19 protein-coding genes and 1 pseudogene are annotated in these 20027 nt (G+C 71.1%); 12 read left to right on the top strand and 8 right to left on the bottom strand.

Annotation, left to right across the window (positions count from 1 at the left end; genetic code table 11):
• Nucleotides 1-39: 39 nt before the first annotated feature.
• Nucleotides 40-1656 carry a D-alanyl-D-alanine carboxypeptidase/D-alanyl-D-alanine endopeptidase gene (gene dacB, locus ACZ4UV_RS28870; protein ID WP_467841722.1) on the bottom strand — a complete coding sequence of 539 codons (1617 nt, stop codon included), beginning with the start codon at nt 1654-1656 and terminating at the stop codon, nt 40-42.
• A 124-nt stretch (nt 1657-1780) separates the two neighbouring features.
• Here dacB and ACZ4UV_RS28865 point away from each other — a divergent pair, with 124 nt between their 5' ends.
• Together ACZ4UV_RS28865 and ACZ4UV_RS28860 are read left to right on the top strand one after the other, a co-directional pair.
• Nucleotides 1781-2272, top strand: coding sequence for an inorganic diphosphatase (locus tag ACZ4UV_RS28865; RefSeq protein WP_018547987.1), 492 nt, complete (start codon nt 1781-1783; stop codon nt 2270-2272).
• Nucleotides 2273-2434: 162 nt separating this feature from the next.
• Complete coding sequence (locus ACZ4UV_RS28860; protein ID WP_451021765.1) at nt 2435-4093, top strand: threonine/serine exporter family protein; 1659 nt, start codon at nt 2435-2437, stop codon at nt 4091-4093.
• A gap of 81 nt (nt 4094-4174) precedes the next feature.
• Here the strand turns inward: ACZ4UV_RS28860 and ACZ4UV_RS28855 are convergent, their stop codons facing one another.
• Nucleotides 4175-5131, bottom strand: a complete 957-nt coding sequence (locus ACZ4UV_RS28855; protein WP_467841816.1) for a DedA family protein — start codon at nt 5129-5131, stop codon at nt 4175-4177.
• Nucleotides 5132-5272: 141 nt separating this feature from the next.
• Between ACZ4UV_RS28855 and ACZ4UV_RS28850 the strand changes: the two genes are divergently transcribed.
• On the top strand, nt 5273-5638 hold the full coding sequence (locus ACZ4UV_RS28850) for a YbjQ family protein (protein ID WP_451021763.1): 366 nt from the start codon (nt 5273-5275) through the stop codon (nt 5636-5638).
• A 34-nt stretch (nt 5639-5672) separates the two neighbouring features.
• Here ACZ4UV_RS28850 and ACZ4UV_RS28845 read toward each other — a convergent pair whose 3' ends face one another.
• A complete protein-coding gene (locus ACZ4UV_RS28845) occupies nt 5673-6434 on the bottom strand; it encodes a MerR family transcriptional regulator (RefSeq protein WP_390047592.1) in 762 nt (253 codons plus the stop codon).
• Nucleotides 6435-6570: 136 nt separating this feature from the next.
• On the opposite strand from ACZ4UV_RS28845, the gene ACZ4UV_RS28840 reads away from it, so the two are divergent.
• Nucleotides 6571-7857, top strand: a complete 1287-nt coding sequence (locus ACZ4UV_RS28840; RefSeq protein ID WP_451021762.1) for an ion channel protein — start codon at nt 6571-6573, stop codon at nt 7855-7857.
• A gap of 76 nt (nt 7858-7933) precedes the next feature.
• On the top strand, nt 7934-9343 hold the full coding sequence (locus ACZ4UV_RS28835; RefSeq protein ID WP_390047596.1) for a glutamate decarboxylase: 1410 nt from the start codon (nt 7934-7936) through the stop codon (nt 9341-9343).
• A gap of 120 nt (nt 9344-9463) precedes the next feature.
• Here ACZ4UV_RS28835 and ACZ4UV_RS28830 read toward each other — a convergent pair whose 3' ends face one another.
• The 3 genes from ACZ4UV_RS28830 to ACZ4UV_RS28820 all read right to left on the bottom strand — a co-directional run bounded on the left by ACZ4UV_RS28830 (nt 9464) and on the right by ACZ4UV_RS28820 (nt 12548).
• Nucleotides 9464-10003 carry a DinB family protein gene (locus ACZ4UV_RS28830; RefSeq protein ID WP_451022610.1) on the bottom strand — a complete coding sequence of 180 codons (540 nt, stop codon included), beginning with the start codon at nt 10001-10003 and terminating at the stop codon, nt 9464-9466.
• A gap of 105 nt (nt 10004-10108) precedes the next feature.
• On the bottom strand, nt 10109-11569 hold the full coding sequence (locus ACZ4UV_RS28825; RefSeq protein WP_451022609.1) for an aldehyde dehydrogenase family protein: 1461 nt from the start codon (nt 11567-11569) through the stop codon (nt 10109-10111).
• Between the two features lie 154 nt (nt 11570-11723).
• Nucleotides 11724-12548, bottom strand: a complete 825-nt coding sequence (locus ACZ4UV_RS28820; protein ID WP_351499958.1) for a helix-turn-helix domain-containing protein — start codon at nt 12546-12548, stop codon at nt 11724-11726.
• Nucleotides 12549-12881: 333 nt separating this feature from the next.
• Between ACZ4UV_RS28820 and ACZ4UV_RS28815 the strand changes: the two genes are divergently transcribed.
• Nucleotides 12882-13382: an ATP-binding protein gene (locus tag ACZ4UV_RS28815; protein WP_451022608.1), complete on the top strand. Its 501-nt coding sequence runs from the start codon at nt 12882-12884 to the stop codon at nt 13380-13382.
• Nucleotides 13383-13473: 91 nt separating this feature from the next.
• Here the strand turns inward: ACZ4UV_RS28815 and ACZ4UV_RS28810 are convergent, their stop codons facing one another.
• Nucleotides 13474-13743: a DUF397 domain-containing protein gene (locus tag ACZ4UV_RS28810; protein WP_177232996.1), complete on the bottom strand. Its 270-nt coding sequence runs from the start codon at nt 13741-13743 to the stop codon at nt 13474-13476.
• Nucleotides 13744-13957: 214 nt separating this feature from the next.
• Here ACZ4UV_RS28810 and ACZ4UV_RS28805 point away from each other — a divergent pair, with 214 nt between their 5' ends.
• From ACZ4UV_RS28805 to ACZ4UV_RS28790, 4 genes and pseudogenes are all read left to right on the top strand, one after another.
• Nucleotides 13958-14200 (top strand): hypothetical protein, encoded by a 243-nt coding sequence (locus ACZ4UV_RS28805; protein WP_451022607.1) that lies wholly within the window; start codon nt 13958-13960, stop codon nt 14198-14200.
• A gap of 85 nt (nt 14201-14285) precedes the next feature.
• Nucleotides 14286-14589: pseudogene (gene rpsN, locus ACZ4UV_RS28800) on the top strand (30S ribosomal protein S14).
• A gap of 173 nt (nt 14590-14762) precedes the next feature.
• Nucleotides 14763-15239 carry a hypothetical protein gene (locus tag ACZ4UV_RS28795; protein ID WP_451022611.1) on the top strand — a complete coding sequence of 159 codons (477 nt, stop codon included), beginning with the start codon at nt 14763-14765 and terminating at the stop codon, nt 15237-15239.
• A gap of 154 nt (nt 15240-15393) precedes the next feature.
• The gene (locus ACZ4UV_RS28790; protein ID WP_390047603.1) at nt 15394-15909 is read left to right on the top strand and encodes a DUF4232 domain-containing protein; all 516 of its coding nucleotides are present in this window, start codon (nt 15394-15396) and stop codon (nt 15907-15909) included.
• 296 nt (nt 15910-16205) lie between these two features.
• Here ACZ4UV_RS28790 and ACZ4UV_RS28785 read toward each other — a convergent pair whose 3' ends face one another.
• Nucleotides 16206-17345 (bottom strand): DUF2786 domain-containing protein, encoded by a 1140-nt coding sequence (locus ACZ4UV_RS28785; protein ID WP_467841713.1) that lies wholly within the window; start codon nt 17343-17345, stop codon nt 16206-16208.
• Nucleotides 17346-17494: 149 nt separating this feature from the next.
• On the opposite strand from ACZ4UV_RS28785, the gene ACZ4UV_RS28780 reads away from it, so the two are divergent.
• Both ACZ4UV_RS28780 and ACZ4UV_RS28775 read left to right on the top strand, forming a co-directional pair.
• Nucleotides 17495-18268, top strand: coding sequence for a Clp protease N-terminal domain-containing protein (locus ACZ4UV_RS28780; RefSeq protein ID WP_451023287.1), 774 nt, complete (start codon nt 17495-17497; stop codon nt 18266-18268).
• Between the two features lie 66 nt (nt 18269-18334).
• Nucleotides 18335-20023, top strand: a complete 1689-nt coding sequence (locus tag ACZ4UV_RS28775) for a bifunctional 3'-5' exonuclease/DNA polymerase (protein ID WP_467841710.1) — start codon at nt 18335-18337, stop codon at nt 20021-20023.
• Nucleotides 20024-20027: the final 4 nt, after the last annotated feature.

Here is a 20027-nt window from a genome sequence, read left to right as displayed (position 1 = left end):
GGGGTCGGGTTGGGGGCTTGCGTGGGCAGGGGCGGTTGGTCACAGGCCCGCCAAGGCCGTTGCCGTCCTGTCCAGGGCCGCCTGGGCCGCCGGCGGGTTGGTCGTGTTCGAGGTGAGGAAGGCGAAGGCCAGGAGGCGGCCGTCCTTGTCGACGACCGTGCCGGCGAGGGTGTTGACGCCGGTGAGGGTGCCGGTCTTGGCGCGTACGACGCCTGCCGCGCCGTCCGTGTAGCGGCCGGCGAGGGTGCCCGTGAAGTGGGCGACGGGGAGGCCGGTGAGGACCGCGCGCAGGCCCGGCCGGTCGACGTCGGCGGCCTTGACGAGGAGAGCGGTGAGGAGGTTCGCCGTCACCCGGTCGTCTCGGTTCAGGCCGCTGCCGTCGTGGAAGGAGGCTCCGGCCATCGGCAGGCCCAGCTTGGTCAGCTGGGCGTCGATCGCGGCCGCTCCCCCGTCGAAACTGGCCACCTTGCCACTCGCGAGCGCCGTCTGGCGGGCGAGTGCCTCGGCGATGTCGTTGTCGCTGTTGGTCAGCATGCGTTCGACGATCGAGGAGAGCGGCGGCGAGGAGACGGTGGCGAGGGTCTCGGCCCGACTGCTCGCCTTGGAGGTGCCGGGCGACGAGGTCTTGATGCCGGCGTCCGCCAGGAAGCCCGCGAACTTCCGTGCCGCGTCGGCCGCCGGGTCGCCCACCCGGAGCACGGGTCCCTCGGTGGAGTCGTTGGTGCGGCCCTCGTCGGCCGTCAGGGGGCTCACGCGCGCGAGGTTGTCGTTGACGCCGATGGAGTGCAGGTCGGGGCCGGAGTAGAGCGTGGTGTCGTACGACAGCGTGATCTGTCCGATGCCCCGCGCGGTCAGCGATTTCGCCGTCTCGGTGGCGAGGGTGCGCAGGCTGGCCCAGCCGGCCGCGTCCTTGCGGGCGGTCAGGGTGGGGTCGCCGCCGCCGATCAGGACGACCTCCCTGGTGCCGGGTTCGAGGGCCACGCGCGTGGTGATGCGGTGGTCGGGGCCGAGGGCGGAGAGGGCGGCGACGGCGGTGGCGATCTTCGTGGTGGAGGCGGGGGTCATGGCGGTGTCGGCGCCGGAGCCGTACAGGCGGCTGCCGGTGGCCACGTCGACGACGACGGCGGCACGGGTGCTGCCGAGCGCCGGGGCCTTCAGGAGGGGCCCCAGGAGCTTCGTGACGGCCGTTCCGGAGATGCCGACGGACTTTCCGGCGGGCGCCGACTTCACGATGTTGGTGGCGCCGTCCAGCCCCGTCAGGACGGGCCCGGCGCTGGGTGCGGGGCTGGGCCTGCCGTCGGCTGTGACGGAGTCCGCACCGGAGCCGTGATCTGTGCCACCCGTCCGCTCCAGGGCGGCGGCCCGGTCCCGCTCGGCCGTACGCTGGCCGTCGGCGTCCCAGGGGCCCGCCGCGGTCACCGCACCGGCGGCCAGCGCGAGCCCGGCCGTGGCGGCGCCCGCGGTGTACTGCCAGGTCCTGAGGGTCCGGGACCGAGGTCGAGGGGGGCGGACCAGGGTGGCCAGCCGGGGTCCCGTCGCGCGCGTGACGCGTGCGAGCCACGGTCCCACTGCCTGCCGCAACCGCGCGACCTGCGGTTTCGTGGCGTTCACCAGGTGTACCAGCCGCGGTCGTACGGCGCCCACGATCTTCCGCACACGCGGTTTCGCGGACTGCCAAGGCCTCAGCTCTGGCACGACCACCAGCCCCTTTCGCGATCACACACCTGCGTGGGGGACACTTAACCATCAGAACTATGTGTTGATCATGGAGGAGCCACCGGTGGAGTTCGACGTCACGATCGAGATCCCGAAGGGTTCGCGGAACAAGTACGAGGTGGACCACGAGACCGGTCGGATCCGCCTCGACCGTCGTCTCTTCACCTCGACCGCCTACCCGACCGACTACGGCTTCGTCGAGAACACCCTCGGCGAGGACGGCGACCCGCTGGACGCGCTGGTCATCCTGGACGAGCCGACCTTCCCGGGCTGCCTGATCAAGTGCCGCGCCATCGGCATGTTCCGGATGACGGACGAGGCCGGCGGCGACGACAAGCTGCTCTGCGTCCCGGCGACCGACCCGCGCGTGGAGCACCTGCGCGACATCCACCACGTGTCGGAGTTCGACCGTCTGGAGATCCAGCACTTCTTCGAGGTCTACAAGGACCTGGAGCCCGGCAAGTCCGTCGAGGGCGCCAACTGGGTCGGCCGCACCGACGCCGAGGCGGAGATCGAGCGGTCGTACAAGCGCTTCAAGGAGACCGGCGGTCACTGAGACCACCCCGGTACACCAGCACCGGGAAACGGGCCGCACGCACGCGTGGGGCCCGTTTTTCGTGTCTGCGTGATCTCCCTCACGGCTGGTTTTCGTGTCCGCTGTGTGGTCACGCGCATACTGAGGCTGTCGTGAAGGTGTCGTTCAGGGAGCGTTACGACGGTGACGGAGGCGGAGGACCGCAAGCCCAGGTCGGACGAGGCGCGGTACGACCCGGAACTCACGTCCGAGTTCGCCGTCCCCCGGGGCATCGAGGTCCCCGAGGGCGGCGGCGGTGAGCCGGAGACGACGTCCGAGTTCGCGGTGCCGAAGGGACTCGCGGCACCGCAGCCGGCGGGTGCCGAACCGGAGGGGTCGGCGTTCAGCCCGCCGAGCACCTACAGCGCCCAGGACGCCCCGCCCGTCTTCACGCCCGCCTCCGGGTTCCCGGCCGTCAGCCTCGTCAAGGACGCGCCCTGGCAGGACCGGATGCGCACGATGCTGCGCATGCCGGTGGCGGAGCGGCCGGCCGTGGAGCCGGTGCAGAAGGCCGAGGAGGGCGCTCCCGCCGTCCCGCGCGTGCTCGACCTGACCCTGCGTATCGGGGAGTTGCTGCTGGCCGGCGGGGAGGGCGCGGAGGACGTGGAGGCCGCGATGTTCGCGGTCTGCCGGTCGTACGGGCTCGACCGGTGCGAGCCGGGCGTCACCTTCACGCTGCTGGCGATCTCGTACCAGCCCTCGCTCGTCGACGACCCCGTGACCGCCTCCCGGACGGTGCGGCGGCGCGGGACCGACTACACGCGCCTGTCCGCCGTCTTCCGGCTCGTGGACGACCTCACCGACCCCGAGACCCATGTCTCCCTGGAGGAGGCCTACCGGCGGCTCGCGGAGATCCGCCGCAACCGGCACCCGTACCCCGGCTGGGCGCTGACCGCCGCGAGCGGGCTGCTCGCCGGAGCCGCCTCCGTGCTGGTCGGCGGTGACCTGCTGGTGTTCGTGGCGGCCGCGATCGGCGCGATGCTCGGCGACCGGCTGGCGTGGCTGTGCGCGGGGCGGGGGCTGCCGGAGTTCTACCAGTTCATGATCGCCGCGATGCCGCCGGCCGCGATCGGGGTCGCCTTCTCGCTTGCACACGTCGACGTCGCGGCGTCCGCCGTCGTCACCGGTGGACTCTTCGCGCTGCTGCCCGGGCGGGCCCTCGTGGCGGGCGTCCAGGACGGGCTCACCGGTTTCTACATCACCGCCTCCGCGCGGCTGCTGGAGGTCATGTACTTCTTCGTCGGCATCGTCATCGGGGTGCTGACGGTCCTGTACTTCGGCGTGAAGCTGGGCGGTCGGCTCAACCCCGACGCGGCGCTGATCACCTCGGAGCGGCCGCTGCTGCAGATCGCCGCCTCGATGGTGCTGTCGCTGACCTTCGCCGTCCTGCTCCAGCAGGAACGATCCACCGTGCTGGCCGTCACCCTCAACGGAGGTGTGGCGTGGTGCGTCTACGGTGCGATGCGCTACGCCGGGGGGATCTCGCCGGTCGCCTCCACGGCGGTGGCGGCCGGGCTGGTGGGGCTGTTCGGGCAGCTGCTGTCGCGGTACCGGTTCGCGTCCGCGCTGCCGTACACGACGGCGGCGATCGGGCCGCTGCTGCCGGGGTCGGCGACCTACTTCGGGCTGCTGTCGATGGCTCAGAACGAGGTCGACAAGGGGCTGGTGTCGCTGGCCAAGGCGGCGTCGCTCGCCATGGCCATCGCCATCGGGGTCAATCTGGGGTCGGAGATCTCCCGGCTGACCCTGCGGGTGGGGTCGGCCGGGAAGCGTCGGGCCGCGAAGCGGACCAGGGGGTTCTGAGCGCCCACCGGGGTGGGGGTTCAGGTGCGACGGCGACTGCGGGTGCGTCGTGGCTGGTCGCGCAGTTCCTCCCCCAGCCCCTCAGGGGCGGTACTGCTGCTCCTGCTGCTCCTCGTTGTACGGGTACTGCTGCTGGCCGTAGCCGCCCTGGTCGTAGTACGGCTGCTGCTGGCCGTAGCCGTACTGCTGCTGGGGCTGGGGCTGCTGGCCGTACTGCTGCTGGGGCTGAGGCTGCTGGCCGTACTGCTGCTGGGGCTGAGGCTGCTGGCCGTACTGCTGCTGGGGCTGAGGCTGGGACGGCTGGCCGTACTGCTGCGGGGTGTACGTCGGCTCGATCCTGCGGAGCTGGGTCGTCGCGTCGTCCATCACCGGGGGTGCCGGGTACTGCGGCACCGGCCCCGGCTCCTGTGCCGCCGCCTTCTTGTCCTTCGCGCGGGCCCGCAGGAACTCGATGATGATCGGGACGACCGAGATCAGGACGATCAGGATCAGGATCGCCTCGATGTTGTTCTTGACGACGTCGATCTTGCCGAGCCAGGAGCCGAGCAGGGTGACGCCGGCGCCCCACAGGACGCCGCCGATGACGTTGAAGGTGAGGAACGAGCGGTAGGCCATGCCGCTGACGCCGGCGATGATCGGCGTGAACGTGCGGATCACCGGCACGAAGCGGGCCAGGATCAGGGACTTCGGGCCGTGCTTCTCGAAGAACTCGTGCGCCTTCGCCACGTTCTCCTGCTTGAAGAGGCGGGAGTCCGGGCGGTTGAAGAGCGTCGGGCCGACCTTCTTGCCGAACATGTAGCCCGCCTGGTCGCCGAGGATCGCGGCGAGGCAGATCAGGCCTATGGCGCCCCACAGCGGGAAGTCCAGCTGGTTCGAGGTGATCAGCAGGCCGCAGGTGAAGAGGAGGGAGTCGCCCGGGAGGAAGAAGCCGATCAGGAGGCCGGACTCGGCGAAGACCACCAGGAGCAGGCCCCAGATGCCGAACGAGTCGAGAAGTTGGTTCGGATCCAGCCAGCTCGGGCCGAGGGCGAGCGTCATCACGGTTCCGGGCTCCTGAAGGGGGAAGGCACGTCGGGTTCCTTGTGCGGGCGCACAAAGCTATCAACGTAATGTGTCCGCCCCAGGTTCCACCGGTGGAACCTGGATGGACTGTGCCCGGCCTGGGGAATGGCTGTGGACATGGGTATCGAAGAGTACGGCGGCGGTCAGGGACCGCAGGCCGATGTGCTGGTCGTCACCACGAACGACATCCCCGGACACCGGGTGCGGGAGGTCGTCGGCGAGGTCTTCGGGCTGACCGTGCGCTCCCGGCACCTGGGCAGTCAGATCGGCGCGGGTCTGAAGTCGATGATCGGCGGCGAGCTGAAGGGGCTGACGAAAACGCTCGTCCAGACCCGCAACCAGGCCATGGAACGGCTGATCGAGCAGGCACGCGCGCGTGGGGCCAACGCGGTGCTGGCCTTCCGGTTCGACGTGACCGAGGCGGCGGACGCGGGGACCGAGGTCTGCGCGTACGGCACCGCCGTCGTCATCGACAAGGAGTAGGTCCGAACCGACAGGGAGCAGGTCCGAGCCCGGGTCACGCGGTGTGCCGGGCCGCGTTCGCCTCGATCGCCTCCTTGAGGTGTTCCGCCAGGCCCGGGGCCATCGCATCGTAGAAGGCCTTGAAGCGCTCGTCGGAGACGTACATCGCGGCGAGGCAGCGGTGCATCTCGTGCGGGCAGTCGTAGAACCAGGCCGAGATGTGCCGCCGGTGTTCCTCCGCCATGTCCATGGCCCGTTCGCCGGCCGGCGGCTCGGCGGCGGTCACCAGGGCGGCGTAACGCTCGCTCCAGTCGTCGACCTCGTCCTTCATGCGTTGCCAGTCGGCCTTGGTGTAGCGGGCCGCGCGGCGCTGGGACTCGGCGTAGGCCTCGGTGCCGCCCCAGCGCTGCTCGGCCTCCTCGGCGTACTGCTCGGGGTCCTTGTCACCGAAGACCTCGAAGCGTTCCTCGGGGGTGAGGTTGATGCCCATCCTGCGTGCCTCCATGGCGTGCTCCACGGCCGCGGCCATCCTCTGCAGCTTCTCGATCCGGGCGGTCAGCAGTTCGTGCCGGCGGCGCAGGTGTGCGCGCGGGTCCGCGTCCGGGTCGTCGAGCAGGGCCGCGACCTCGTCGAGCGGGAAGCCGAGCTCCCGGTAGAACAGGATCTTCTGCAGCCGGTCGAGGTCGGCGTCGCCGTAACGCCGGTGCCCCGCGGTGCTGCGCTCGCCCGGCACCAGCAGGCCGATCTCGTCGTAGTGGTGCAGGGTGCGCACGGTGACGCCGGCGAACCCGGCGGCCTGTCCTACGGAGTAGTTCACTTCCGCTCCTTTCCGTGCTCCACCCTGGGGCCTCACGTCACGTGAGGTGCAAGCCCGTTCCTCACGGAGACCTTCGGACGCCTTTCGCCGCACAGTTCGGGATGTTGTGTCGGTTTTGCCCGCTTATCGTGAGCCCGTGGCCCAGGACACCGCGCAGCAGGCGCTCCCCATCCCGCCCTCGGCCCCCGCGCGCGCCCTGCTGCCGCTGATCCTGCCCGCCCTCGCCGTCGGGGTCGGCAGCAGCCTGCTGTTCCTGCTGGTGAGCTCGCTGGCCGAACGGCTGCAGCACGTGCTGTGGAACAACCTTCCGGACGCCCTGGGCGTCGGACGGTACTCGGTGCTGTGGATGCTGGTGATGCTGACGGCCACCGGGATCGCGGTGGGCCTGGTGGTGTGGAAGGTGCCCGGTCACGCGGGGCCCGATCCGGCCACCCTGGGCCTGGAGGCGGTGGCGCTGCCGCCCGTGGTGCTGCCGGGGCTGACGCTGGCGACCGTGCTGATGCTGGCGGGCGGCCCGAGCCTCGGACCGGAGAGCCCCCTCATCGCCGTCAACGTCGGGCTCGCACTGTGGCTCGGGCGGCTCGCGATGCCCCGGCTGCCGGGCTCGCTGTGGCCCGCGCTGGCCGACGCGGCCACACTCGGCGCGCTGTTCGGGACACCGGTGGCGGCGGCCCTCGTGATCTCCGAGGCGCTGGCCGGGAAGCCGCTGAAAGGGGCGCTGTGGGACAACCTCTTCGGGCCGCTGATGGCCGCGGGGGCGGGCGCGATGACGACCGCGCTGGTGGCCCACCCGACCCTGGACCTCGGGCTGCCCGCACTCGGCCACCCGCGCTGGCCCGACCTGGTGGCAGCCCTGGTGATCGCCCCTGCGGCGGCACTGCTGGGCATGTGCGCCGTCTGCGCCTTCCCGTACGTCCACGGCGCCTTCCGGCGCCTCGGACACCCCATGGTGGCCCTTCCGGTCGGCGGGCTGGTGCTGGGCCTCCTCGGGGCACTGGGCGGCCATCTGACGCTCTTCAAGGGGCTGGACGAGGTCGCGGAGTTCGCGAAGGATCCGGCGGGCTGGTCGGCGGGCCAGTACGCCGTGATGACGGTCGTCAAGCTGGTGGCCCTGACGGTGGCCTCCGCCTGCGGTTTCCGCGGCGGCCGGATCTTCCCGTCGGTGTTCATCGGCGCGGCCTTCGGGCTGTGCGCCCACGCTCTGGTGCCCGCGGTCCAGCCCTCGGTGGGCGTGGCGGCGGGGGTGCTGGGCATGCTGTTGGCGATCACCCGGCAGGGCTGGGTGAGCCTGTTCACGGCCGCGGTGCTCGTGGCGTCGACGAGCATCCTCGCGCTGCTGTGCATCGCGTCGCTGCCCGCGTGGCTACTGGTGACCGGGCGGCCGAGAATGCAGTTGCGGGCGGACGGTACGGCCCTGCGCTGATCCTTGTGAATTCCCTCGCGTCATCCATGTCGCACACATCGCCTATATCGTTCGCGTCGTCCAGGAGGCACTCCTCATGCCGCTGCACAAAGGTCCCCAGAAGCACCAAGAGCGACCCATGTCCGTCAACCCGTTCTTCGGCGAGGCGAACCCGGTCGCCGGCATGGCCGAGGCCCCGCCCACGCACCGGCTGCCGGACGGCCCGCTGCCGCCCTCGACCGCCTACCAACTGGTGCACGACGAGCTGATGCTGGACGGCAACGCCCGGCTGAATCTGGCCACTTTCGTCACCACCTGGATGGAGCCCCAGGCCGGGATCCTGATGGCGGAGTGCGACGACAAGAACATGATCGACAAGGATGAGTACCCGCGCACCGCCGAGCTGGAGCGGCGCTGTGTGGCCATGCTCGCGGACCTGTGGAACGCGCCGGATCCGGCGAACACCATCGGCTGTTCGACGACCGGCTCCAGCGAGGCCTGCATGCTGGCCGGGATGGCGCTCAAGCGGCGCTGGATGAAGCGCAACACCGACCGCTATCCGGGCACCGCCCGCCCGAACCTGATCATGGGCATCAACGTCCAGGTCTGCTGGGAGAAGTTCTGCAACTTCTGGGAGGTCGAGCCCCGGTTCGTGCCCATGGACGGCGACCGCTACCACCTGGACCCGCAGGCCGCCGCCGACCTCTGCGACGAGAACACCATCGGGGTCGTCGCCATCCTCGGCTCCACCTTCGACGGGTCCTACGAGCCGGTCGCCGACCTCTGTGCGGCCCTGGACGCCCTCCAGGAGCGCACCGGGGTCGACGTCCCGGTCCACGTGGACGGCGCGTCCGGCGGGATGGTCGCGCCCTTCCTCGACGAGGACCTGGTGTGGGACTTCCGGCTCCCGCGCGTGGCCTCGATCAACACCTCGGGGCACAAGTACGGGCTGGTCTACCCGGGCGTCGGCTGGGCGCTGTGGCGGGACAGGGAGGCGCTGCCCGAGGAACTGGTCTTCCGGGTCAACTACCTGGGCGGCGACATGCCCACCTTCGCCCTGAACTTCTCCCGCCCCGGCGCCCAGGTGGTCGCGCAGTACTACACGTTCCTGCGCCTGGGCCGGGACGGCTACCGCGCGGTGCAGCAGGCGTCCCGGGACGTGGCGACCGAGCTCGCCGAACGCATCGAGGCGCTCGGCGACTTCCGGCTCCTCACCCGGGGCGACGAGCTGCCCGTGTTCGCCTTCACCACCGCCGACCACGTGACCGCGTACGACGTCTTCGACGTCTCCCGGCGGCTGCGCGAGAACGGCTGGCTGGTGCCCGCCTACACCTTCCCGGCGAACCGGGAGGACCTGTCGGTGCTGCGGGTGGTGTGCCGCAACGGCTTCTCGAAGGACCTGGCGGACCTGTTCGTCGAGGACCTGTCCCGGCTGCTGCCCGGACTGCGCCGGCAGCCGCATCCGCTGACCCACGACAAGGACGCGGCCACCAGCTTCCATCACTGAGCGCTCCGCTGGGAGTGCCGCGATGTGGCGCCTGCCGTCTGCCCTCTGCAGCGTCGTCGTGGCCGGTCGCGCAGTTCCCCGCGCCCCTTTCGGGGCGCGGGGCGCGGGGCGCTCAAGGAGCTAGGAGCCCTGTTCCAGCGCCACGAGTTCGAAGGCGGTCTTCCCGTCCAGCGACTCGCGGATGATGTCCGCGTGGCCCGCGTGCCGGGCGGTCTCGCGGATGAGGTGGAGGCAGACCCAACGCATGGAGACCCGGCCCTCCGGCGGGAACCAGGGCTGCGGCGGGAGCGGGAAGGTGTCGTCGAGGCTGGGGACGGAGCGGATGAACTTCTCCGTCTCGGCGGCGACCTGCTCCCAGTGGGCGAGCTGGGAGGCCACCGTCTCGTCGCCGACCAGCTGGAAGGTCTCGTGCCAGTTCGACTGGTCGCGCTGGATCGCCGGCGGCTCCTGCTTGGCCCGCGCGATCCAGCTCTGCTCGACCTCGGCGCAGTGCTTGAGCAGGCCCGCCAGGGACAGCTCGCTCGCGCTCGGCCTGCTCGCGGCCTGCTCGTCGGTCAGGCCGAGCAGGGCCCGGCGGATGCCGCCGCGCTGCTCCTCGATGAAGGAGAGCAGTGCTCCGCGCTCGTCGCCCTGTGCTTCCGCGGGAACGTGAGTGACCATGTCCGGCCGCCTTTCCTCGGTCTGTGCTGCCCTGACCTGACCGAAGCTACGGGCCCTCTAGGACAGCTCGCGTCCTAAAGGGCCCGGGTGGCCGAACTCCCTCGGCTAGAACGGGAAGCCGCTCCGGCCGTGCTGTACCGAGATCCACTTCAGGGTGGTGAAGGACTCCACGGTCGTCTCGCCGTTCAGGCGGCCGATCCCGGAGTGCTTCTCGCCGCCGAAGGGGACGACGGGCTCGTCGTGGACGGTGCCGTCGTTGACGTGGAACATCCCGGTGTCGATCTGCTTGGCGAAGGCCACGCCCCGCTCGACGTTCCCGGTGTGGACCGCGCCGCTGAGGCCGTAGGGGGTGTCGTTGACGAGGCGTACGGCCTCCTCCTCGCCGTCGAACGGGATGAGGAAGGCGACCGGGCCGAAGACCTCCTGGCGGAGCAGGTCGGAGTCGGCGGGGACGCCGGTGAGGACCGAGGGTTCGACCAGGTTGTCGGTGGTCGTGCCGCGCAGCAGGGCGGTGGCGCCCTCGGCGACGGCCTGCTCGACGGTGGCCGAAATCGACTCGGCCTGCTGGGAGTTGATCAGCGGGCCGATCACGGTCTGCGGGTCGCTCGGGTCGCCGGCCTTGAGGGTCCGCACCTTGGCGACGAACTTCTCGGTGAACTCGTCCGCGATCGAGCGGTCGACCAGGACGCGGTTGGCGGCCATGCAGACCTGGCCCTGGTGGACGTACCGGCTGAAGACCGCGGCGTCGACCGCGTAGTCGATGTCGGCGTCGTCGAGGACCACGATCGCGCTGTTGCCGCCCAGTTCGAGCACCGAGCGCTTGAAGAGCGAGGCGCAGACGGTGGCCACGTGCCGGCCGACCTTGTCGGAGCCGGTGAAGGAGATGACCTTCGGGATCGGGTGCTCGATGAAGGCGTCGCCGATCTCCGCGATGTCGGTGACGACGACGTTGAGCAGGCCGCCGGGCAGGCCCGCGTCCTCGAAGATCTTCGCGACCAGGGTGCCGCCGACGATCGGGGTGTTCTGGTGCGGCTTGAGGACCACTCCGTTGCCGAGCGCGAGCGCCGGGGCAACCGACTTGATCGAGAGCAGGAAGGGGAAGTTGAAGGGGCTGATCACGCCCACCACACCGACCGGCACCCGGTAGACGCGGTTCTCCTTGCCGTCCACCGGGGAGGGCAGGATTCTGCCCTCGGGGCGCAACGCCCACTGGATCGACTCGCGCAGGAACTCCTTGGCGAGGTGAAGCTCGAAGGCGGCCTTCAGATGCGTGCCGCCGAGCTCGGCGATGATCGCCTCGGTGATCTCCGCGTCGCGCTCCTCGATGAGGCGCAGGGCCTTCTCGAAGACGGCGCGGCGGGCATAGGGATTGGTGGCGGCCCACTGCTTCTGGGCGCGCGCGGCGGCCTGGTAGGCCTGATCTATCTCCTCGACCGCGGCTATGGTGATCGACGCGAGCTTCTCACCGTCGTACGGGTTGAAGTCGATGATGTCCCAGGAACCGGTCCCCGGGCGCCACTCACCGTCGATGTACTGCTGGGCCAGGTCGGTGAAATAGGACGACATGTGATCCCTCGATCCCCTGCTGCGACGGCAGTCGATGCGGACACCCGGCCCACATCCACATCACGGTCTGATCACGCGTCATCGTACTTGCGTCACAGGGCAGTTGGGGCATCAGTTCGATGATCTAGGGGAATCCCCACGTGCATCGACATGTCTACGACAGCTGGAGCAGCCCGCGCAGCAGGTCCCGGCTCTCGTCCGGTCCCGGGCTGTCCTGCTGGAGCTCCTTGAGCGCCTGCTCGTACTGGGCGACGTCCTCGCGCTTGTCGAGGTAGAGCGCGCTGGTGAGCTGCTCCAGGTACACCACGTCGGACAGGTCCGACTCGGGGAAGCTCAGGATGGTGAACGAACCGCCCTCCCCGGAGTGCCCGCCGAAGCTGAACGGCATGATCTGCAACCGTACGTTGGGCCGCTCGGAGATCTCGACGAGGTGCTGGAGCTGGCCGCGCATCACCTCGCGGTCGCCGTAGGGACGGCGCAGGGCGGCCTCGTCCAGGACGATGTGGAAGTCGGGTGCGTTCTCGGCCACCAGGTACTTCTGCCGCTCCAGGCGCAGCGTGACGCGCCGTTCGATGTCGGCCTCGCCGGCCCCCTTCATACCGCGCCGCACCACCGCGCGCGCGTACTCCTCGGTCTGCAGCAGGCCGTGGATGAACTGCACCTCGTAGGCGCGGATCAGATGCGCCGCGCCCTCCAGGCCGACATAGGTGGGGAACCAGGTCGGCAGGACGTCGGAGTAACTGTGCCACCAGCCGGCCACGTTGGCCTCCCGGGCGAGGGAGAGCAGCTGTTCGCGCTCGGCCTCGTCGGTGATGCCGTACAGCGTCAGCAGGTCTTCCACGTCCCTGGTCTTGAAGCTCACCCGGCCCAGCTCCATGCGACTGATCTTCGACTCGGAGGCGCGGATCGAGTACCCCGCGGCCTCGCGGGTGATCCCCCGGGCCTCGCGCAGCCGCCTGAGTTGCGAGCCGAGCAGCATTCGCCGCACCACCGATCCGGGCTCTCCCGCGCTCACGTTCGCCAGCCTCCCCAACCGTCTTCAGGGCCCGCAGTCTGCCACTAAAACACTTCGAGCAGTACTCGTCCGGTTACGGAAACGGCAAGCGGCCAAAGTTTAAGCACAGGAACTTGCAAGCAGGTAGTAAGCCAAGGGCAGCAAGTTGGCGGAAAAAATGGCCAACAAGCGGTACGGGAGGGTCCAATTCGGTCGCGTGCACGTGCATCTGCCCTTGCATCTGCTCTGCGCATCCGAAACCATGGTCCCGCGCCACCGCTGCATCGCAACGACCGCGAATTCCCGGGAGTGCCTCGCATGGGGACGAATGGATCGACCATGCTCAAGCCATTACGGCAGGGCCTTCCGCCGCTTGATCCCGCGGCCGTGTCCAACGCCGCCTCCTGCGCCCTGCCCGCCCGCTACGAAGCGGTGCGCGAGGCCCGCCGGTTCACCCGGAGAACGCTCGGCCAGTGGGACGTCGGCGACCGCTTCGACGACATCTGTCTCGTCGTGTCGGAGCTCGTCACCAACGCCCTGCGGCACGCCGTGCCCGGTGAGACCGACTGCCTCGTGGCGCCCCAGGTGCCGGCGGTGCGGCTGCACCTGATGCGGTGGACCGGACGGCTGGTGTGCGCGGTGCGCGACCCCAGCCACGAGACGCCCGCCCCGCGCGACTCGGACGACTTCTCGGCGGAGTCGGGCCGCGGGCTGTTCCTGGTCGACTCGTTCAGCGACGGCTGGGGCTGGCACCCGCTGGCGGGCACCCTCAGCGGCAAGGTCGTGTGGGCGCTGTTCCGGCTGCAGGCCCCCGAGTGACGGACCCGGCGTCTTCGGACGCCGGGTTTCTACGCGCGTTACCCGGGCGTTGTGCACCGAACACACCGGGTTGCCCCGGATACGGCCGCCGTCAGCTCGTGATCAGGTGGTCGAACTCGCCGTCCTTGACGCCGAGGAGCATCGCCTCGATCTCGGCCCGCGTGTAGACGAGCGCCGGCCCGTCCGGGAAGCGCGAGTTGCGGACCGCCACGTCGCCGCCCGGCAGCCGGGCGAACTCCACGCAGGAGCCCTGCGAGTTGCTGTGCCTGCTCTTCTGCCAGGCCACTCCGTCCAGCTGCGTCGCAGCCATGCCGTTGTACACGTCAAACCCCCCGTACACGCCGTCAACGTCGAGGTCCACAGGTCGCTCCCCGGTGGTGCACTAACTGGCTGATGTGACCATTGATGCAGCGGTCAACTGACCCGGATCATAACCTTGTTCACGTGCAGATGCATGAGCAGATGCACGTGCACGCGGGGTGTTCCTGCGGTTACAGCTTTGACGTCCGCTTTACTCAACCCGTTCCAGCGTCTGCCCCAGACTCCGCAGGACATGCGACCGCCAGCCCCCGTCCATGATCACGCGCCATGATCTGCGCGGGATCGCCCGGATCGAATCCTTCATGCACAAAGAAAAGACGCTTACTTCGGCCCTGGTGTTCCATCGCTCGTGTGACGGTCCGGTGAGCGAGATTGGCCGGATCCGGATCGCACCTCCGGAGGGACGGCATCCGCTGCCTGTCGTAGGCGAGAACCTGCAGGTCGACGACGCCGAGCGAGAACCGGCACGTACGGCTCCGGCTGAGCGCGCGCCGTGAAGACCGTCGGCACGGTCGGAGTGGAGGCGGCCGTGGCACGCATCGCGCGCGGGGCGTGAAGGTCTGACGGGGGCGAAGCACCGAAATGGCGAAGAAGAGCAAGATCGCGAAGAACGAGCGGCGGCAGGCGGTCGTCGCGCGGTACGCCGCCCGCAGGGCCGAGCTGAAGGAGATCCTCCCGGCCGTCCTCGACCGGGGCGGAGCGCCTGGCCGCCGGGCGTGAGCTGCGCGGGCAGCCGCGCGACGCGAGCGCCACGCGCGTGCGCAACCGCGACCGGGTGGACGGCCGCCCGCGCGGTCGCTTCCGTACGTTCGGCCTGTCCCGGCTGAATCTGCGGGACCAGGCCCACAGCGGATACCTACCTGGCGTACGCCAGTCCTCCTGGTGAGTGCTGGTAGCTTGCGGCTGTCGTCCGGGCGGCCGGGCGGCCGACCCCTAGAGCTCGGGAGCGTTGCGGTGACCACGGCTACGGTGAGTACGGCTACGACGCGTATGGAGACGGCGGCGGTTTCGGTCACGCCCACGGCTGCGGGGCACGGTGCATCGGCCGCGCGGAAGGCTCTGCGGGTCGTGGCCGCCGCCGCGGGGCTGGCGGGCGCGCTCGCGCTGACCGCGTGCAGCGGGGGCGGCGGGTCCGGCAGCGGATCCTCGGCCACCCCGTCGGGCACGTCGTCCGCCGGCGCCGCCGCCACGGCCGGCTCGGAGGGCTCCACGGCCTCCTCCGACGCGCTGCAGGGCAGCTGGATCACCACGAGCGGCGGCAAGATCGTCGCCCTGGTCGTCACCGGCAAGCAGGCCGGGCTCTTCGAGACCGGTGGGGCCGTGTGCAGCGGGACCGCCGGCGAGGAGGCCGGGATGCGGATGATCCATCTCACCTGCACGGACGGCAGCAAGGACCGGGTCACCGGAATGGTGGACTCGGTCAGCAAGAGCGGCATGAAGGTCACCTGGTCCGGAAAATCGGGCGAGGAGACCTACACCAGGGCCGAGGGCGGCAAGCTGCCGTCGGGGCTGCCGACCGCGAGCCTGGGGCAGTAGGGTCGCGTCCGACCGCCGTGCGGCGTTCCCGACGGCCTGTGCGGGGCGGCGGGAACACGCCGTGCGGCCTCCGGAAGCGGGGGCGGGCGCGCGGGGCCCGGGCCGGGGCGTGATGATGCTGGGACACCGTCACAACCTCGATGGGGATCTGCACATGCGCGCCATTCCGCTCACCGTCACCGCCGTCGCCGCGGCCCTCGCCCTGACCGCCTGCAATGACGGCGGCTCGGGCTCCAGCGGCAAGAACAGCTCGGCCTGCGAGATCGGCAAGGTCTCGGTCCAGGTCGGCTCCGCGAGCGTGGCGCCGGCCGCGGGGGACACCGGCGAGGTGCCGGTCTCCCTCACCAACCAGAGCGCGCCGTGCACGCTGGACGGCTTCGCCGGCGTCACGCTGAAGGCGGGCGGTACGTCGGCGACGGTCGGCGCGCAGTCGGGTGCGAAGAGCCAGAAGCTCAAGCTCGCCAAGGGCGACTCCGCGACGTTCTCGATCAGCTATGTGCGCGGCAAGGACGGCGACCAGGCGAGCCTCGCGGCCACCTCGGTGACGGTGTCCCTGCCGGGGAGCGACGCGACGGAGAGCTTCCCGTGGAAGTACGGGGCGGTGGCGGGCAACGGGACGGCGGACAAGCCGAATGCCTCGGTGGGGGCGTTCCAGCAGGCGGGGGACTGATTCGGGGGCGGTGCGGTCGCCTTTCGGCCGACCCCCGGTGGGGGTCTCGCGCAGTTCCCCGCGCCCCTGAGAGGGGCGGTTCAGCGCCGTGGATCCGGGCCGCACCGTGGGGGTTCTCGCGCAGTTCCCCGCGCCCCTGAGAGGGGCGGTTCAGCGCCGTGGATCCGTGCCGCGGCGTCGGGGTTCTCGCGCAGTTCCCCGCGCCCCTGAGAGGGGCGGTTCAGCGCCGTGGATCCGTGCCGCGGCGTCGGGGTTCTCGCGCAGTTCCCCGCGTCTCTGACGGGGTGTGCTGCGGTTCAGGGGAGTGGGGTGTGTGAGGTGACGTGTGCCTGGTCGGCTGCTTTTGTGCCCTCTGTCCAGCCTGCCTCGTCGGTCACTCCGCGCAGGCGGGTCGTCGTGGTCTCCGGGAACATCTGCTCCATGCGGTCGGTCACGGCCAGCTCTCTCGTGGCCAGGACCGGGAGCAGGTCCCGGGGCGACCCGGTCTCGGCCACGGCCGACCGGGCCGCTGCTCGGAGGCGGTCGCCGACCCGGTGGGCGTAGGCCGCCAGGAAGGACTGGCGGAAGGTCTTCGTGCGCTTGCGGCCGCCCGCCCGCTGCGCCGCCTCCGCCTTCGTCATCGCGTGCGTGGCCTGCACCAGCAGCGAGGTGTGGAGCAGCTCGACCACCTCGAGGTCCGCCTCGAAGCCGACGACCGTGGAGAACGCCAGCGGCTCGTTCCACACCGCGCGGCAGTGGTTGGCCGTGGCGACCGCGTCCAGCAGCACCGCCTTGGCCTGTTCGTACGGCGGCTCGACGCCGATCCGGCAGGCACTCGGCGCGTCCGGCGCGGGCGCCCCCGCGGCGAGCAGCGCCTCGTCCACGCTGTGCCGGGCCATCAGCTCCTGTGCCTTCGCGCTGAGCGCCTCCGCCTCCTCCGGAAAGCCGGTCGCCTCGGCCTTGGCGAGCAGCGCGCGGATCCGGCCGAGCATGCGGGCGGACTCCGGGCGGTGCGCGGTCGCGGCGGGCCGGGGCTCGTCGAGGGGCTCCAGGGCGGGCAGCCGCACCAGCAGGCGGTAGAGCTCCAGGACGGCGGTGGCGTGCGAGAAACGGTCGCCCACGCGTGCGTGGCCGTCCGGCTGCGGCAGCGCGTCGAGCTGCGCCCGCCAGCGGGGGCCGCGCGGCCGGTCGTCCGGCGCCTGCGCCCGGATCAGCCCGGCGGCGAGCCGGACGTGCGGGTCGTCCAGCTCGCGGCGCACCAGTCGTACGACGTCGGCGGGCTGCCAGCCGCGCCGCCAGGCCGCCGCGACGAACTCCCGGCCCCGGTGCGCGAGTTCCGCGTCGGCGCCGGAGTCGGCCGCGAGGAGGGACGCGCCCGTGTCGAGGCCGGAGTCGGTGTCGTCGTACAGGGCGCTCTGGAAGGCTCGGTCGACGGTGCTGGGCTGGCTGCTGGTCACGTGTCGATCGTGCCACGCGGTGCCGACGGCGGTCGCCGGCCGTCCACACCCTGTGGACAACGCCCCGGCCCGCGGCCACGGGACTCACCCGGCGGGCGAAGTGTCAACCAACGGTTGACAGTCATGGAGTGTCAACCTACGGTTGACACATGGCTACCGACCCGAACATCACGGCATCCGTACGCCTCGACGACCTCATCGCGGCGATCAAGAAGGTGCACCCCGAACCCCTCGACCAGCTCCAGGACGCGGTGATCGCCGCCGACCACCTGGGCGACGTGGCCGACCACCTGATCGGCCACTTCGTCGACCAGGCCCGGCGCTCGGGCGCGTCCTGGACCGACATCGGCAAGAGCATGGGCGTGACCCGGCAGGCGGCACAGAAGCGCTTCGTGCCGAAGGAGTCCGCCACCCTCGACCCCGGCCAGGGCTTCGACCGCTACACCCCCCGCGCGCGGAACGTGGTGATGGCGGCCCACAACGAGGCACTCGCGGCCCGCAACCCCGAGGGCCGCCCCGAGCACCTGGTCCTCGGCCTGCTGGCCGAACCGGACGGCATCGCGGCGAAGGCGATCCTCGCGCAGGGCGTCCTGCTCGACACCGTGCGCCAGACGGCGACGGCCGCACTGCCGCCGGCCTCGGACGACGTCCCCGACCTCGTCCCCTACGGCCCGGAGGCCAAGAAGGCCCTCGAACTCACCTTCCGCGAGGCCCTCCGCCTCGGCCACAACTACGTCGGCACCGAACACCTGCTGCTGGCCCTCCTGGAACACGAGAACGGCGAAGGCGTCCTCAGCGGACTGGGCATCACCAAGCCGGCGAGCGAGGAGTACATCGCCAAGGTGCTCGGTCTGCTGCTGGAACAGAAGAAGGCCGCGGCGGAGGCGGCGACGGCGAGCCGAAGGGGGGACGAGGCGGGCTGAACGCCCCTCGGAGCGTTGAAACCGCAGGTCAGAGCGATTGTCAGTGGCGGGTGCCACACTCGCAGCATGACCGACCGGTGGGCTCTCGCTCCGACCGAGGACGGTGGCGTGGACGTCGCCCCCCTCGGTCCGGACGGGCTGCCCGCCGGGCCGGTGCGGCGGGAGCCCGATCTCGCCGGGGCGGTCAGGGGCCGCCCGGAGGTAACGCGCTGGGTGTGGCGGTCGACCGCCGAGGTCTACCCGCGTCTGCTCGCCACGGGGGTGCGAGTGGAGCGGTGCTACGACATCGAGGACGCCGAGACACTTCTGCTGGGCCACGAGGGACGGTCCGGCGAGCCGCACTCGGCCGCCGCCGCCCTGGCCCGCCTCCGCGGCGGCCCCGTACCCCCCGACCCGCCGCAGCGCGCGGCCGAACCGGGCGCGCAGTCCCCGCTGTTCGAGCCACAGGGCACCACCCGCCTGACGCTCGACGAGCTCCTCGCGGTCTACGCCGAGCAGCAGCGTCGGCACGACCGGGCCGAACACCCGGACCGGATGCGGCTGCTGACCGCCGCCGAGTCGGCGGGGATGCTGATCGCCGCCGAGATGAACCGCGCGGGCGTGCCCTGGAGCGCCGAGGTCCACCGCGAGGTGCTGCGCGAACTGCTCGGCGAGCGGTACGCGGGCGGTGGCGAGCCGCGCAGGCTGGCCGAGCTGGCCGACGAGGTGTCGGCCGCGTTCGGCAGGCGGGTGCGCCCGGATCTGCCCGCCGATGTGATCAAGGCCTTCGCCCAGGCCGGGATCAAGGTGAAGTCCACCCGCCGCTGGGAGCTCTCGGGCATCGATCATCCGGCCGTGAAACCACTCCTCGAATACAAGAAGCTGTACCGGATCTGGGTGGCGCACGGCTGGACGTGGCTCCAGGACTGGGTGCGCGACGGCCGCTTCCGGCCCGAGTTCCACGCGGGCGGTACGGTCACCGGGCGCTGGGTGACCAACGGCGGGGGCGCCCTGCAGATCCCCAAGGTGATCCGGCGGGCCGCGGTCGCCGACCGCGGCTGGCGGCTGGTCGTGGCCGACGCCGACCAGATGGAACCGCGCGTGCTGGCGGCGATCTCCCGCGACCCCGGGCTGATGGAGGTCGCCGGGCGGGAGACCGACCTCTACCAGTCCGTCTCCGACCGCGCCTTCTCCGGCGACCGCGCGCAGGCCAAGCTGGCCGTCCTCGGCGCGGTCTACGGCCAGACCTCGGGCGACGGGCTGAAGAACCTGGCCGCGCTCAGACGCCGTTTCCCCAAGGCGGTGGCCTACGTCGACGAGGCGGCGCGGGCGGGTGAGGAGGGCCGGCTGGTGCGCACCTGGCTGGGCCGGACCTGCCCGCCGGCGAGCGGCGCGGGCGACGGCACCGAGGAGGCGGGGATGCCCCAGGAGGAGCCGGAGGAGCAGGCCGCCGAGGGCTGGGTGCCGGGCTACGCCTCCACCAACTCCCGGGCCAGAGGCCGCTTCGCGCGCAACTTCGTGGTCCAGGGCAGCGCCGCCGACTGGGCCCTGCTGATGCTCGCGGCGCTGCGCCGGACCTGCGCGGACCTGGCGGCCGAGCTGGTCTTCTTCCAGCACGACGAGGTGATCGTGCACTGCCCCGAGGAGGAGACCGAGACGGTCGTGGCGGCGATCCGGGACGCGGCCGACCTGGCCGGACGGCTGACGTTCGGGCAGACACCGGTGCGGTTCCCGTTCACGACGGCGGTGGTGGAGTGCTATGCCGACGCGAAGTGACCGG

The sequence above is a fragment of the Streptomyces sp. NPDC028289 genome, from assembly GCF_055565975.1.
The sequence above is the reverse complement of the archived record's forward strand: the minus strand, read 5'-3'. Positions and strand labels throughout refer to the sequence as shown.

Excerpts from the sequence above, each read along its gene's own strand:
- ACZ4UV_RS28855 (WP_467841816.1), bottom strand. The coding sequence starts at position 5,131 with ATGACGCTCGCCCTCGGCCCGAGCTGGCTGGATCCGAACCAACTTCTC.
- ACZ4UV_RS28850 (WP_451021763.1), top strand. The coding sequence starts at position 5,273 with ATGGGTATCGAAGAGTACGGCGGCGGTCAGGGACCGCAGGCCGATGTG.
- ACZ4UV_RS28835 (WP_390047596.1), top strand. The coding sequence starts at position 7,934 with ATGCCGCTGCACAAAGGTCCCCAGAAGCACCAAGAGCGACCCATGTCC.
- ACZ4UV_RS28830 (WP_451022610.1), bottom strand. The coding sequence starts at position 10,003 with ATGGTCACTCACGTTCCCGCGGAAGCACAGGGCGACGAGCGCGGAGCA.
- ACZ4UV_RS28825 (WP_451022609.1), bottom strand. The coding sequence starts at position 11,569 with ATGTCGTCCTATTTCACCGACCTGGCCCAGCAGTACATCGACGGTGAG.
- ACZ4UV_RS28820 (WP_351499958.1), bottom strand. The coding sequence starts at position 12,548 with ATGCTGCTCGGCTCGCAACTCAGGCGGCTGCGCGAGGCCCGGGGGATC.
- ACZ4UV_RS28815 (WP_451022608.1), top strand. The coding sequence starts at position 12,882 with ATGGGGACGAATGGATCGACCATGCTCAAGCCATTACGGCAGGGCCTT.
- ACZ4UV_RS28805 (WP_451022607.1), top strand. The coding sequence starts at position 13,958 with ATGATCACGCGCCATGATCTGCGCGGGATCGCCCGGATCGAATCCTTC.
- ACZ4UV_RS28790 (WP_390047603.1), top strand. The coding sequence starts at position 15,394 with ATGCGCGCCATTCCGCTCACCGTCACCGCCGTCGCCGCGGCCCTCGCC.
- ACZ4UV_RS28780 (WP_451023287.1), top strand. The coding sequence starts at position 17,495 with ATGGCTACCGACCCGAACATCACGGCATCCGTACGCCTCGACGACCTC.
- ACZ4UV_RS28775 (WP_467841710.1), top strand. The coding sequence starts at position 18,335 with ATGACCGACCGGTGGGCTCTCGCTCCGACCGAGGACGGTGGCGTGGAC.